The sequence below is a fragment of the Pectobacterium polonicum genome, from assembly GCF_005497185.1.
Taxonomy (GTDB): Bacteria; Pseudomonadota; Gammaproteobacteria; order Enterobacterales; family Enterobacteriaceae; genus Pectobacterium; species Pectobacterium polonicum.
On record NZ_RJTN01000008.1, the window covers coordinates 74375 to 89245 of the forward strand.

11 protein-coding genes are annotated in these 14871 nt (G+C 53.8%); 8 read left to right on the forward strand and 3 right to left on the reverse strand.

Features of this window, described 5'->3' with window-relative positions; genetic code table 11:
* Nucleotides 1-9 precede the first annotated feature (9 nt).
* Nucleotides 10-2160 carry a formate dehydrogenase subunit alpha gene (fdhF, locus tag EDI29_RS10610; protein ID WP_137740885.1) on the reverse strand — a complete coding sequence of 717 codons (2151 nt, stop codon included), beginning with the start codon at nt 2158-2160 and terminating at the stop codon, nt 10-12.
* Nucleotides 2161-2697: 537 nt separating this feature from the next.
* On the opposite strand from fdhF, the gene EDI29_RS10615 reads away from it, so the two are divergent.
* The 8 genes from EDI29_RS10615 to EDI29_RS10650 all read left to right on the forward strand — a co-directional run bounded on the left by EDI29_RS10615 (nt 2698) and on the right by EDI29_RS10650 (nt 12683).
* The gene (locus EDI29_RS10615) at nt 2698-4377 is read left to right on the forward strand and encodes a methyl-accepting chemotaxis protein (RefSeq protein WP_137740886.1); all 1680 of its coding nucleotides are present in this window, start codon (nt 2698-2700) and stop codon (nt 4375-4377) included.
* A 549-nt stretch (nt 4378-4926) separates the two neighbouring features.
* Nucleotides 4927-6831 carry an FTR1 family iron permease gene (locus EDI29_RS10620; RefSeq protein ID WP_137740887.1) on the forward strand — a complete coding sequence of 635 codons (1905 nt, stop codon included), beginning with the start codon at nt 4927-4929 and terminating at the stop codon, nt 6829-6831.
* Nucleotides 6832-6954: 123 nt separating this feature from the next.
* On the forward strand, nt 6955-7482 hold the full coding sequence (locus EDI29_RS10625) for an iron transporter (RefSeq protein ID WP_025918878.1): 528 nt from the start codon (nt 6955-6957) through the stop codon (nt 7480-7482).
* Nucleotides 7483-7659: 177 nt separating this feature from the next.
* Entirely contained in the window at nt 7660-9057 is a 1398-nt protein-coding gene (locus EDI29_RS10630) for a Fe-S-containing protein (protein WP_137740888.1), read from the forward strand.
* A gap of 2 nt (nt 9058-9059) precedes the next feature.
* Nucleotides 9060-10349 (forward strand): ABC transporter permease, encoded by a 1290-nt coding sequence (locus EDI29_RS10635; protein WP_137740889.1) that lies wholly within the window; start codon nt 9060-9062, stop codon nt 10347-10349.
* Nucleotides 10339-11478, forward strand: a complete 1140-nt coding sequence (locus EDI29_RS10640; protein ID WP_167494500.1) for an FtsX-like permease family protein — start codon at nt 10339-10341, stop codon at nt 11476-11478. The genes EDI29_RS10635 and EDI29_RS10640 overlap by 11 nt, the downstream gene beginning before the upstream one ends.
* A 4-nt stretch (nt 11479-11482) precedes the next feature.
* Entirely contained in the window at nt 11483-12199 is a 717-nt protein-coding gene (locus tag EDI29_RS10645; RefSeq protein WP_137740890.1) for an ABC transporter ATP-binding protein, read from the forward strand.
* Nucleotides 12186-12683 (forward strand): TlpA family protein disulfide reductase, encoded by a 498-nt coding sequence (locus EDI29_RS10650; RefSeq protein ID WP_137740891.1) that lies wholly within the window; start codon nt 12186-12188, stop codon nt 12681-12683. The genes EDI29_RS10645 and EDI29_RS10650 overlap by 14 nt, the downstream gene beginning before the upstream one ends.
* A gap of 31 nt (nt 12684-12714) precedes the next feature.
* Here the strand turns inward: EDI29_RS10650 and EDI29_RS10655 are convergent, their stop codons facing one another.
* Together EDI29_RS10655 and EDI29_RS10660 are read right to left on the reverse strand one after the other, a co-directional pair.
* The gene (locus EDI29_RS10655) at nt 12715-13692 is read right to left on the reverse strand and encodes a DMT family transporter (RefSeq protein WP_137740892.1); all 978 of its coding nucleotides are present in this window, start codon (nt 13690-13692) and stop codon (nt 12715-12717) included.
* A 96-nt stretch (nt 13693-13788) separates the two neighbouring features.
* Nucleotides 13789-14622, reverse strand: a complete 834-nt coding sequence (locus tag EDI29_RS10660) for an AraC family transcriptional regulator (protein WP_137740893.1) — start codon at nt 14620-14622, stop codon at nt 13789-13791.
* Nucleotides 14623-14871: the final 249 nt, after the last annotated feature.

Below are 14871 nucleotides of genomic sequence, written 5' to 3' on the forward strand. Positions count from 1 at the left end.
GGCTATTGGTTAGTTGACGTTTTCTGCCGTGGAGCGCAGGCGATCTTTCAACTGGCTGTACTCGTGCTGCACATAGGTTTCCGCTGCCTGCTGATCGTCAATGGCTTCTAGCCTAACGGCGCAGTGCTTGTATTCTGGCGTTTTGGACACGGGATCGAGATGATCCAGCGTGAGTTCGTTACAGGCACCAATCCACCATTGGTAGGTCATATACACGGCACCTTGATTGATACGTTCGCTAACGGCGACACGAGAGATAACCTTGCCTCGTCGTGAGGAAATCCAGACCAGTTGCTGATCGCGTATCCCTAAACGCTCGGCGTCATGAAGGCTAATCTGCACATAACCGGGTTCATCCGCTAACGTTTGTAGCGCGGTGCAGTTACCCGTCATGGAGCGGCAGGAATAGTGACCGACTTCACGCACGGTGCACAGCACCAGCGGGTAATCTTCATCCACCAATTCCATCGGCGGCCGCCATTCTGCCGTTGACAGCAGGCCTTTCCCTCCGGGGCGATCGAAGCGGTTGCCCGCGTATAGCCACGGTGTTCCAGGGCTGTCTTCGCTCGGACATGGCCACGGCACATAGCCTAGTCCAGCCATTTTCTCGTAGGTCGCGCCGTAATACAGCGGGCAGAGCTGTCGTAGTTCGTCCCAGATTTCCTGCGTGTTGTTATAGTGCATCGGATAACCGAGGGCTGTCGCCATCAGGCTGATGATTTCCCAGTCTGGTTTGACATCGCCTTGAGGTTCCACCGCTTTATAAAAGCGTTGGAACCCGCGGTCAGCGGCGGTATAGACCCCTTCATGCTCGCCCCAAGAGGTTGCAGGTAAGATGACATCGGCAATCGCGGCGGTTTTGGTCATGAAGATATCTTGTACGATCAGCAGATCCAGCTCGTTAAAGGCATCACGCAGCATCGACAGATCTGGCTCGGTTTGCAACGGGTCTTCGCCCATCACATAATTGGCTCTGATTTTTCCTTCTTTTATTTTGTGTGGCAGATCGGTCAGCGAGTAGCCAATTTTATCAGAGAGTTCGGGCACGCCCCAGGCATCGGCAAATTTTGCCAGTATGGCCTTATCCGTGACGTTTTGATAACCGGGAAACATATTAGGCAGCGCGCCCATATCGCATGCGCCCTGCACATTATTTTGGCCCCGCACCGGCCCGACGCCAACGTTCGGACGTCCTAAATTCCCCGTTAGCAGTGCCAGACCGGATAGCCCTTTGACGACATCAACGCCTTGACCCCACTGTGTTACGCCCATTCCCCATAGAATGGTAGCGGACGGCGCAGCGGCATACATACGCATCGCCTCTCGAATCCATTTCGGTGATAAGCCGGTAATATCGGCGACATACTCCGGCGTGTATTTTGCGACGGTCTTACTGAATTCTTCGAAGCCTTCGGTATGGCGGGCGACGTAGGATTTATCGTAGCGGCCTTCATTAATCAATACGTTAGCAAATGCGTTGACCAGTGCCATGTTGGAGCCATTTTTTAATGGCAGCCACAGATCGGCGATGCGCGCGGTTTCGATGCGGCGCGGATCGCATACGATGATTTTTGCCCCGCGCGCTTTGGCTTTCAGTATCCGGCGTGCCACGATGGGGTGCGAGTCTGCGGCGTTGTAGCCAAAAATCAGAATGCAGTCGGTTTTTTCAATTTCGCAAATGGAGTTACTCATCGCGCCATTGCCCAGCGTAACCTGTAACCCGGCAACGGAAGGGCCGTGGCAGAGCCGAGCGCAACAGTCGACGTTGTTATTGCCGGTTACCGCCCGGGCAAATTTCTGCATCACGTAATTGGTTTCATTGCCGGGGCCGCGTGACGAGCCGGTGTGCATAATCGACTCGGCACCGTATTGCTCTTTAATGGCTTTCAGTCGGGAACTGGCGAAGCCGATGGCTTCATCCCAGGAGACGGCTTCAAAGGGGGCGCCTTTCTGACGTCGGATCAACGGCTGTTTCAAACGCGGAGTGAGGATTTTGGTGTCGTTGAGAAAATCCCAGCCATAGTAACCTTTCAGGCATAGTTCACCTTCGTTGGTGACGCCGTTTGCCCCTTCCGCACCAACCACTTTGCCATTCTCTACCAGCAGGTTAATTTTGCAGCCTGACCCGCAATACGGGCAGACGGTAAGCACTTTCTGCATGATTGTTCTCCAAAGCCGAGTCTTGGATCGTAAGAACTGCATTCTTGTCGCGGGGTATTGATGCAGTTGTCTAACCTTCGATAATCACCGATAAAGAAAATTAATTTACTGATCGTGGTCATGCTCAGCGCGTGACAAATTGTCCTAACGCCTTGAGCGCCACCGCCTTTTTCCATAAGACATTTGTCTGGAAAATAACGTGGTAGCGCATTCATCCTCTTTATCCGTTAATGCCTATACTGTTTTTGACGATACTAACTCTATGTGCCACCGGCCAGGCTGATGTATTCATGCCTGTCGGCTGTTTAAAACAACGGAAACTGGCCTCTCAAGGAAGATAACGCATTCTGTTCGTTAATTTTTTGAGCTTAACTTCCCAGCTAATGGGTAATGAATCAGGGAATTCCAGAACGTCTGTCAGATCGCGCGGGATAAAGGGCGTGATACGACGGACGGCACCGTCATGAGCAAAAAAGTAAATACTTTTCCGACAGCGTGTGCGGGCGGGAAATATTTGTTAACGTCGCGGAGTGCATTATGGAATTTCTAAGAAATGTCAGCATAAAAATAATGGTGCTGCTCATAGTGGCTTCCCTGCTAGTGGCGTGGGGAGTAGCATCAGGATTCAGTCTTTACTCGCTTTATCAGGTCACCAATTTGCTTGATAAAAGTGAGACTCAGCGAAAAACCTATTCCCATTTGGTCTATGGAACCGATCAATATTTTCGGGCCGTCACTCGCATGGAAAGAACGATGGATTATTTGCAGCGTAACGAGCCAGAAAACGCCAGAAAGACGTTGGAAATGGCACAGGTTGCGCTGAAAAATACCAAGGATTCGCTAGAGAAGTTCCAGGCCGCGGAGCACGTTGGTGTTGAGTCAGCGACGGTGGATGCGGTAAATAAAACATGGACTACCCTGATTGCTACCGCGATCGACCCGATGAATGCGGCGCTACAACGGAATGATTACGAAGGATTTCGACAGATATTCCGCTCCATTTACCCACCGATTAGTCTGACGTTTGGTGAAGATATTAAACGCTATTCTGACGGCATTACCGCCTCGTCGTTGATTCCAAGCGTGAATGAGCACAATACCCAAAACCGTAATGCGCTTATTGCCGTGATGGTTATTGGCCTTATTGTGTTGATTTTCACCGAATATTACTTGAGGAACTATCTGGTTATCCCGATTTCAGTGCTTAAATCCCATTTGGCACAGCTAACGGCGGGGCGGTTGGGATGCGAACTGGTTGAGTTCGGTCGAAATTGTGCGGGAAGGTTGATTCCCGATATCAAAAAATTGCAGAAAAGTTTGCGCGATACGGTAACCGTTATCCGGCAGAGCACATCAGAAATCAATAGTGGGACGTCCAGTATTAAGGATGGCAATGATAATCTCTCTAGCCGCACAGAAGAGCAGGCGGCGGCATTGCAGCAGACGGCTGCAAGCATGGAAGAGATTAGCTCAACGATACGGCAAACGACCGATCATGTGCATCAAGTGCGTAAGCTGGCGCAGGATGCGGCTGACATGGCGCAAAAAGGCGGAAATATCAGTACCAACGTGATGGCGACGATGGATGGTATTAGCGCCAGTTCGCGGCAAATTTCCGATATTACTTCCGTCATTAACAGCATTGCATTCCAGACCAATATCTTGGCACTGAATGCGGCAGTTGAAGCGGCGCGAGCGGGGGAGCAAGGACGAGGGTTTGCCGTGGTAGCAGGAGAAGTGCGTACGCTGGCGCAGCGCAGTGCGCAGGCTGCAAAAGAGATTGAGGCACTGATTGCGGAATCCGTCTCGCGGGTTAAAACCGGTGCTGGACAAGTGAGGCAATCTGGCGAGGCGATGACGGCCATTATCGCTTCCATCGCGCATGTGAACGATCTGATTGGTGAAATTGCGGCGGCAACGGATGAACAAACACGCGGTATTACGCAAATTAGCCAAGCGGTGCATGAAATGGATAGCGTCACACAGCAGAATGCGTTGTTGGTGACACAATCGGCAGAGGCCGCTGCCCGGTTGGATGAACAAACCAGCGAGCTGTCTGCCGTTGTCGATGTGTTCAGCCTGGATTCGAACAGCGATCTGCAACCTGCCTTTTCGCGCCCGGCATTGTCCGCACCCGCTCATCGGGCTATCGGGCAGAGCGCCACACCGCTGCTGTCGGTACAGGGTCGCCACGGCGAGGGATGGGAAAAATTCTGATCCGCAGTGGGGTTAACGTATGGCCGTTGTGGAACACCAGTATGCGGTGAGTTTGAGATAGTCAGCCAATGAGGCTGGGATGAACCTGCGGAAAGGACTCTGCCTGGTTCCCTTGCTTGTCGCCTAAAGGCTATTTGGTCATTGCCTAAAAACGTGAGTGAAAAGCGTTAACGTCAACGTGTGTAACATCTTGGATTACCGTGGTAAAACGGAGTTTTTCTGTAAATCTGACTGTGGTAACGTAAAGAAATATCATATTGAGACGGGTGTCTCTAGGATTTTGGTTGGTTAATTTAACCAAATGGCACACTTATTGCTTAATAAATTGTGGTGGTTTAAGTGGTGCTTTTGCCGTTTTTGCGATCAAAAAAACCGTGTTTGCCCTATGGATTAGAAAGATAGAGGTTTTTGGGGCGAAAAATAAGCAATGTAACTTTTTGTTACATACTAAATCCCTCATTGCTCATGTTTTCGTGACGTAAATCAAGACAGATGGTGACTTCAAAGTGATAATAAGAATAAATATCATTTGTGATTCATCACTCGCTTATGTCTATCTGGCAAAAAACGCTTCTGTTGTTGTGTTGGCTGTTTAGTTGTTCAGTGGCTGTTGCCGCGACCGATTACGCCTCATTCATTCACGATATCGAAACCAGGCTGGATAAAACGGCTCAGCTCTATGAGCAGCAAAAGCCGGATGACGCCCGCACTGAAGTTCAGATGGCCTATTTTGAGGTATTTGAAAACCTCGAAGGCCCTATCCGCATCAACATTTCCGCGCAAAAAAGCTATCAGCTAGAAGCAACCTTCGGTGAAATTCGCCGCATGATTGGCGAAGGAAAACCGCAGGTTGAAGTGCAGGCAAAAATCTCATGGCTGAAAGGTGAGCTGGATGCCGTTTTGCCCGTGCTGTCTGAAGGGCACAAGCTGGTCGCGCAGGAGCAGCACGGTGCCTATGACAATGCCGAGATCGCGCCGTACTGGCAGCAGAGTTTTAAAATCATCGATGACCAACTCGCGCAGGCCGTAACGGAGTACCAGGCTGGCGATTACAAAAAAGCTAGCCAGAGCGTACAGCAGGCACATTATCAGGGTTTTAAAAATTCTGAGATGGAAATGTCGGTCAGACAGAATCGCTCGGCACAGCAGGCCGCTTCGATTAATCAACAATTCTCCGCACTGATTACCTTAGCCAGCCAACCCGATCAGCTGACAGACGTTGCTTATCGGGTCACCACACTGTTGCAGGACATTGAAGATGTCTTACCGGGGTTACCGACAACGCGCGATAGCCAGCAGACGACGGTAACGACTGCTGCGAACGCCGATACCGGTGCCGTGCCGGATGCGAACTGGGCGAAAGTTGCTGACGATATCAATCAGGCGATTGCTGCTGCGATCGCGCAGTACCGTCAAGGCCAGGTCAAACCCGCCATCATGGCGGTGCAGGACACCTATTTCGATCTGTTTGAAGCCACCGGTATGGAGAACAAGGTGGGTTCTCGTGATGCCGCGTTCAAATCTACGCTGGAAGGCTATTTCACCCGTCTGGTGAGCATGATGAACGCCAGGCAGCCTGTGGAACAATTGCAAGGGCAGGCCGACGCGTTGCAGCAGGAACTGGCGAAGGCGGTCACCATGTTGGGTGACGGCGGTGAAACGCACTGGAGTCTGTTGATATACAGCCTGCTGATTATTGTGCGTGAAGGGTTGGAAGCCCTGCTAATTGTGGCAGCGATCGTGGCCTATCTGGTGAAAAATCATCAGCAGGACAAACTGCCGCTGATTCGCCAGTCGGTTTACGTTGCGCTGCTGTGTAGCGTGATTACCGCAGTCATTTTCCAACTCGTGTTCACCAATTCCGGTGCCAGCCGTGAGTTGCTGGAAGGTATTACGATGCTGATCGCGGTGGTGATGCTGTTCTTCATGAGCTACTGGCTGTTGTCCAAAGTAGAGGCGCGGCACTGGAAGGCTTACCTGGAAGGCAAACTGTCCCATTCGCTGAGCAGCGGCTCCATGATTGGGTTGTGGTTAACCAGCTTTCTGGCGGTGTACCGCGAAGGGGCGGAGACGGTGTTGTTCTACTACGCGTTGGTGGGGGATGCCAACAATATGGCGGGGCACCTCTCCATTCTGGCTGGGTTTGCCATCGGCTGTGTGATTCTGCTGATCGCTTACTTCGTGATGCGCTACACCATCGTCAAATTACCGCTTAAGCCGTTCTTCATGTTTACCGGCTGCTTTATGTATCTGATGGCATTTGTGTTTGCAGGAAAAGGTGTGTTGGAGCTGATCGAGGGCAAGCTGTTTGAACCGACGTTGCTGACTCGCGTGCCGGAAATCAGCTGGCTGGGTATTTATCCTTATGTGGAAACGTTAATACCACAGGGTGTGCTGGTTGCGGCAGCGTTGATCGCTCTGTGGGTGATGCGGCGCAGAGCGTCCGCCGTCTGATAAATAATAACTCTGATGTAACTGTAATACTGAAAGCAATAAGAGCAGAACATAACCATAACAACCCTACTCGTTTAGCAAATTAAGCGAATAGGGACGACTGAGATGATGAGGATGGGTTTGATGAATATGCAAAAAAGTCTGATTGCGGGTGCCGTTATTGCCGGTATTTTCACTGCACCTGCCGCACTGGCGTTTAAAGAATATCCAGCGGGTGAGCCGGTTTCCTTGAACGAAATGGAAATTGCCGCCGTTTATCTGCAACCTATCGATATGGAACCGCGTGGGATGGGTCTGCCAGCCGCGAAAGCGGATATCCATTTGGAAGCGGATATTCACGCTGCTGAAGGTAACAAGAATGGTTTTGGTGCGGGTGAATGGATGCCGTTCCTGACCATCGCGTACACCCTGACTAACACCGATACCGGTGCGAAGCAGGAAGGAACCTTTATGCCGATGGTTGCCAGCGATGGTCCACACTACGGCGCGAACATCAAAATGATGGGCGTGGGTAACTACAAAGTGACTTACCACATCGATCCACCATCAAAAGCCGGTATGCACCGTCATACCGACGGTGAAACAGGCGTTGGCCGCTGGTGGAAACCGTTTGATGTCAGCTTTGACTTCAAATACGTCGGCTTAGAATAAGGTCTGCTGTCCGCGACGTGCTGTCGCGGCCATATTTACGTCGCTGTGGGTTTGCTATTGCAGCCCACAGAGGCGGTGATTTTTCGGTCAGCGTGCTGATGCCACCACACATCATGCCCAACTGACACACCTGCAAAACGCAGTCAACGCACATGTAACGTGAAGTGTGACGAGCCTATGAGTTATTTCTTTATCACGACCCTCCAATCCTTCCTGCCGATAGCGCTATTGCTAGGGCTAAGTTGGAGCCATCGTTCCACGCCGACAGTCAAATCGCTGGGTTGGATCACGCTGCTGTCGCTGTTTGCCGGGACGTTTATTGGCGTGCATTTTCCTAACGGCCAGGCGTTTCTGCTGGGGTTTACGGCGCTCCAAGCGCTTGCCTTGATCCTGTTTCTGGCCTGCCAGTATTTTTCCCACCCGCGTCTTGGCTATCTGTGGCAGGCGCTGTTGGTGGCGGGAGCGGCGGTGCAGTGGGGCAGCGATCCCAATCTGACTGCGTTGACCTCTACCCATGTGGTGAATACCGATCTGCTGCTGAATTTCAGCGCGGTGCTGCTGGCGTTTGGCTGGCTGGTGTTCTGTGCCGCGCTGTGCGGCATGATTGTGCACCGCATTCGTTTACTGCGCTGGCCGCTGCTGACGCTGTTGGTTGCACTTCTGCTGTTGCCGATAAGCGGTAATCTGCTGCTGCTGTTGATGAAATTACAGGCGCTGGGGCTCACCAAGCCACGTCTGAGCTATGTGGCGCACGTCACCAACAGCGCGTATTTATTAAACTATCTCAGCGCATTGTTCATGGCGGCGTTGGCTGCCGGGCTGGTTTGGCCGCTGCGGCATGCGCGTCGCCAGATACTGGCCACGCATGAGGCGATTGAAAAGCGTAAAGCGACAGCAGGCTATCTCACGCTGCGTCGCACGCTGCTGGCGACGGTCACGGCACTGCTGGTTGTCGTTTTCGTTCAGCTCTACTGGGATAAGGTGGCGTCGCAGCCGCCTCGTCTGTCGGAAGCACAGCCGGTGACGTTAGCGGCCGATGGCAAAGTACATATTCCGATTGAACAGGTGCGCGATGGCAAGCTGCATCGCTTTGTGTGGATTGCCGATGACGGCAAGGCCGTGCGCTTTTTCATCATTAACCGCTATCCCGATCGTCTGCGTCTAGGCGTGGTGTTTGATGCCTGCCTGCTGTGCGGCGATCAGGGCTACGTGATGGAAGGCAATCAGGTGATTTGTGTTGCCTGCGGTGTGCATATTTTCATTCCTTCCATCGGGAAAGCGGGTGGCTGCAATCCGGTGCCGATTGAAGGATGGAGCAACGACGATAACGAACTGGTGATTGGACGCGCTTCACTGGTGGCGGGTACTAACTACTTCTCGACGGTGGTGTCGATGGACGTGATCGATCCGGTTGATGGTTCCAAGCTGACCAACGTGAATGCGGAGCATAAATATCGCTACGGCGGTAAAACCTACTTCTTCTCGTCGGAAGCGAACTATAACCGCTTCCGCGAAAGTCCCGCGAAATTTGCTACGGCCAAAGCGGCAGCTGGCGAACCCGCGGAGGAGGAATAATTATGCTGTGGCGACTGTTACGCCAGTCCTGGCGCAGAAATATTCGGCGCAAATCGCTGGCTGTACTGACCGTGTTTTTGGCGGCAGGGTTGATCTCCGCGCTGCTGGCGGTGTCCATCGATATCGGTGACAAGATGGCGCGTGAGCTGAAGTCCTACGGCGCGAATATTTTGATTGAGCCCGCAGGTCAGGCGGCGCTGCCCGCGCTGTTTGGCGAGCGCAGTAATCCGCTGGAAGGGCAAGATTTCCTCGATGAAGCCGAGCTGCCGAACATCAAAGACATCTTCTGGCGCAATAACATTGTCGGCTTTGCGCCGCTGTTGAGCGGTGATGTCGAGATCAAGGGTCAGCCGATTGCCGTATTGGGGACCTTCTTTTCCCAGCCGGTCGCCGTGCCGGATGAGGAGGACTATCGCACGGGACAAATGACCGTTAGTCCTTACTGGCAGGTGGCCGGGCAGTGGCCGCAGGAACCGGTGACGACGGAAAATGTGGCACAAGCACTGGTGGGAAAACAGCTGGCGACGCAAACGGGCTGGAAAGTCGGGGATAAACTCGCATTACACGGCGCAAAAGGGGACGCAACGGTAGAGATTAGCGGCATTCTGAGCAGCGGCGGCGATGAAGAAGGTCGGCTGGTGATGCCGCTGGCAACGGTGCAATCGCTGCTAGGACTGGCGGGCAAAATTCAGGCGATTCGCGTGTCGGCGCTCACCGTGCCGGAAAATGAGCTGTCGCGGCGGGCGCGTGAAAATCTGGAAGCGCTCAATGCCGAAGAATATGACCTCTGGTACTGCACGGCGTATGTGTCTTCGATTGCACACCAGTTGGAAGAGGCGATTTCCGGTTCGGTGGTACGTCCTATCTGGCAGGTGGCGGCGTCGGAAGGCGTGGTGATCGACAAGATTCAACTGTTACTGGCGGTGGTGACCTTCGCGGCGCTGGTGGCTTCTGCAATGGGGATCGCCTCGCTGATGACCAGCACCATCATGGAGCGTGCCAAAGAAATTGGGCTGATGAAAGCACTGGGTGCACGTCAGTGGCAGATCATGCTGCTGTTTTATCTCGAAGCGGCGCTGAGCGGGCTGGCAGGCGGTATCGCGGGCTGTGTCGCAGGTTGGGGGCTGGCAAAAGCGATTGGCCTGATGCTGTTTGGCGTACCGTTGAGTTTCGCGTGGATCGTCATCCCCTGTGTGCTGGTGATATCGATGCTTATCGCCATCATCGGAACGTGGTTCCCGGCGAGACGCATTGCCAAACTGTATCCGGTGGAGGTGCTGTATGGGCGCTAATGGCTGGATGAACAGCATGTTCTGGCGTCTGGTGTTTCGTGCGCTGCGGCTGCGGATGCAGCGCGTCAGCGTCGTGTTTGCTGCGCTGATGGTCGGGGCGGCGATTGTGACGGCAATGTCCGCCGTTTATTTCGATATCAATGCCAAGATGAGTCAGGAACTGCGCACCTTCGGCGCGAATTTTTATATTGGTCCGGCGCGGGGAAATTCACTGCCACAAAGCACGTTCCAGCCGATTATCGACAACGCGCCAGCTGGCTTGATCAATGCGTCCAGCCCTTATCTGTATGGTATGGCGCGTACGGAGCTGGAGAAAGTGGTGCTGATGGGCGTGTGGTTTGAATCGCTGCGGCAACTGGCACCGTACTGGCAGGTCACGGGTAACTGGATTGGTGTCAGCTTCGATGACCGTAATGCCATGATTGGGGTGAAGCTGGCGGAACGGCTGAACGTCAACGTCGGCGACAGCATCACGCTGGTGGGCGACGGCGGAAAGCAGCGGTTGCAGATCAAAGGCATCGTGGAATCTGGCGATGCGACAGACAACATGCTGATCGTGAATCTGGAACTGGCACAAAAGTGGCTGGATAAAGAAGGTGCAATCAGTAATGCCCTGCTGAGCGTCAGTAACGATCTGGGGCAGGTCGATCGCTTTGCCACACAGCTCCAGCAGCAGTATCCGCAGTTGGAGATCCGCCCGATCCTGAAAGTGTCGGCGTCGGAAGGTCAGGTGCTGAATAAAATCAAAGGGCTGATGGGGCTGGTATCGGCGGTGATCCTCGTGCTGTCTTCCCTGTGTGTAAACACGACGCTGATGGCGATTGTCGGCGAACGTGCCCGCGAATTTGCGCTACAGAAAGCGCTGGGCGCGAGCGGACGAGACATCATCCGGCAGATGCTGGCAGAAACTGGCATCATCGCGCTGGCGGCCGTGGTGTGCGGTTCGCTGCTGGGGTACTTGTTGGCACAGGTGCTAGGTATGGCGGTATTCAACGCGACCATTTCTCTGCGCTTGCCAGTGTTCCCGCTCACGCTGGTGCTGTCTTTGCTGGTGGCGGCGGTTGCCGCTGTCGTTCCTACCCGGCGGGCGATTTATGTCGAACCGGCCAAAGTTTTGAAAGGAGAGTAGGTCGATGTCTGTAGAAGTAAACGTGCAGGAAAGGACGCAGGCAGCGGAGGCGGTGATTGAAACTCGCCAGCTCTATAAACGCTTTGGTCAGGTTACCGCGCTGGAAGATATTAATATCCGCATCGCACGCGGCGAGTTTGTCGCCATCATGGGTGCGTCGGGTTCGGGTAAAACCACGCTGATGAATATTCTTACCTGTCTGGATACGGTGAGTGAAGGGCAGGTGTTGTTGGACGGCGTCGATGCCGCTGGGCTGGATGAAGAAGGGCGACGTCAGTTCCGGGCTGATAAGATTGGGCTGGTCTTTCAGCAGTTCCACCTGATTCCGTTTTTGACCGCGCTGGAGAATGTGATGCTGGCGCAGCATTACCACAGTGTGGTGGATGAAGCTGCGGCGCAGCGCGTACTTGAGCAGGTTGGGCTGGCGCATCGCATCGATCACTTACCAAGCCAGCTTTCCGGCGGTGAGCAGCAGCGCGTGTGTATCGCTCGCGCGCTGGTGAATGAACCTCCCGTCATTTTCGCTGATGAACCGACGGGGAATCTGGATGAAGAGAACGAGCGACGGGTGTTGGATCTGTTGAAAGATCTGCATCGGCAGGGGCGCACCATTGTGATGGTGACGCACAATCCTGAGTTAGGTCGGTTTGCTGACCGCATTATCCGCCTGCAACACGGCAAATATTTTGGTGAAGAGGTGAATCATCATGAAATGGCGTAACGCGATTACCGCGCTGTGTCTGCTGGGCGCAGCGGCGCTGAGCGGCTGTAAGGAAGAACAGGTTAGCGTCGGGGCGCAGGCACCGGCGCTGGCGGCCTACGATCTGGCGGGGCAGCAGGTGGATCTGTCGCGCTGGCAGGGGAAAAGCGTGTACCTGAATTTCTGGTCGTCGGGCTGTGGCGGCTGTATGGTTGAAATGGGCGCGTTGGAGAAGCTGAGCAAGGAGTACGGCGATAAAGTGGTCGTTGTGGCAGTGAACACCGACCCTGACGGCGTAGATATCACCTCGATGTTGGCGCACCATAACGTGACCTATCCGGTGGTACGCGATCAGTTGGGTATTACCAAAGAGCGCTATCAGGTCAGCGGTACGCCGACCTCATTTATTATTGATGCTAACGGCACGGTGACCGACCAGCATCAGGGCGCAAGGGATGAAGCGCAACTGACCGAGCTGTTTCAGAAACTGGCAAGCCGGACATAACAACCGACTTGCCTTATTATCTCACTGGCTTTCACTCTGCTCGTGAAACCGGCACCTGCACCTCTACCACGATAGGTTCCGGTTTCACTCGCATGGCGTAGATTACACCGATAATCAGGCAGGCGATGCCGCAGAGCGTCAACAGCGGCGGCCAGGATTGCCGAATCATAAAGGCATAGGCCAGCCCCGCCAGCGTTTCAAATACAATCAACGGCCCGACCAACACCGTCGGCAGGCGTTGGCTCGCCTCATTCCAGAATAGTGTGCCGACCCACGAACAAAACAGCCCGATCGCAATCATCAGCGGGATGAAAACCTCAGGCCGTGGGCCGAACGGTTGCGTAAACGACTCATCCGTCAGCGCCAGATGACCGCACACCAGTATATAACCCAACAGCGCCAGCGGTAGCGTGACCAGACCTTGTGCGGTGGCCCAGGTAAGCGGCGTATGGGTTTTGTGGTCGCGCAGCCAGCGGGCGTTACGCAGCGGATACCAGGTCCAGCAAATAACCGCGCAAAATGCCATCGCAATACCGCTGACGTAACGCCATAAATCGAATTCGATAGTGGTTCCTTTCAGCTCCGCAATATTCACGCAAACCAGTCCGGCGGCAATCAGCAGTAGCGAGGGGAGAAGTCGACGCCAGGCCACGCGGCCGTCATGCTTGCTGTACAGCACATTCGCGGTGACGGAAATCACGACGGGCAGCGTGCCAATAATCATCGTCGATATTGGTGCTCCCGTGCGTTGAATCGCACTAGCGAGCAGAAAATAGTACAGCAGGTTGCCGATAACGGTGAGCTTGGTGGCTTCCAACCAATCGCTGCGGGTTAACTGGCGCAGGCGACGGCGATCGAGCCACGCCAGCGGTAAGGCGATCAGCCCAAAAGCCAGATAGCGTCCAGTGGACTGCAAGGCCGCAGAGTAATCCGGTACGATCAAGGGGCCAACGAAAATCAGTCCCCACATTAGCCCGGCGGCAAGCGCAAATAAAACACCAATCAGCATGATAAACCTATTTGTTCACAATATTTCATCGCGCCAGTCTAGGGAGAGTCGGCGACGAATTATTGTAGGATATTGCTGTTTATTATCGGAAGAGGACTAGCGTTGAGTTGGATACACCTGCTTTTGGTAGCGGATGGGCGTGACGCCATAGCGCTGGGCAAACGTGCGGGTCAGATGCGCCTGATCGGCCAGCCCGACGGCGACGGCGACATGGGCGGCCGCCATACCGCGCGTCAGCATCTGCTTGGCCTCATACAGCCGAATTGCCATCAGCATTTGGTGCGGCGTCACGTGAAACTGGGCTTTGAACTGGCGCAGGAAATGATATGGACTCAGGGAAACCAGCTCCGCCAGCTCTTTTAAGGTAATGGTGTGGGCGAAGTTTTCCCGTAAGTAAGCCTTCACCACATCAAAGCGGTGGAACGGTTCAATAATCTGACGCTGTGCAACACGCGCATGGGGGCGGAAAAGCGCAATCAGCGACAGCAGCAAACTCTCACTCGCCAAGGGATCGGTTGTCTGCCACATGGCGGCGAGCGTCATCGCCAGCTGGCGTGCGGTCGCGGGATCGTGGCGCACGACGTCGGTAAACCACCAGCCTTTCTCGCCGGAGACGTTTTCCAGCACATCGGGCGGGATATAGATCATGCGATAGCGCCAGCCGTCTTCCGTGGCGGACTCCCCCGTGTGTAATTCATCAGGGTTCATCAACACTAACGAATCGACAGGCGCAATGTGTTTGGCACCACGATAGCGGAATCGCTCCGCACCCGCGTCAATGGTGCCGATGCCAAACGCTTCATGCGTGTGTGGTTCAAAGGCATAGCGGCAAACATGCGCGTGGTAAAGCTCGATGCCTGGCAGCGTCGGCACGTGCCGAAACTGGGCATAGTCTCTTTCATCGGTAAAGTGTTCCGGTACGCCCTGCATGCTGCCACCTTTTCTTTGATTCTGACCGCCATCATAGCAGTGATAGCACATCAGCTTGAAGTCGTGTGTCCTATTTAGCTTGAGAAGAAATACGGGGAAGGAGAAGAAAAGCGCTGAGATAAATAGACCAGAAAAGCATAAATCATAGCGAAATGGTTGATTGACGCGGCGTGTAACATAAAAGGGTTTTTATTTAACCTTTTGATTTTAATGTTTATGTCTATTCCTTGTTAGGTAAGCTGTCCCGGT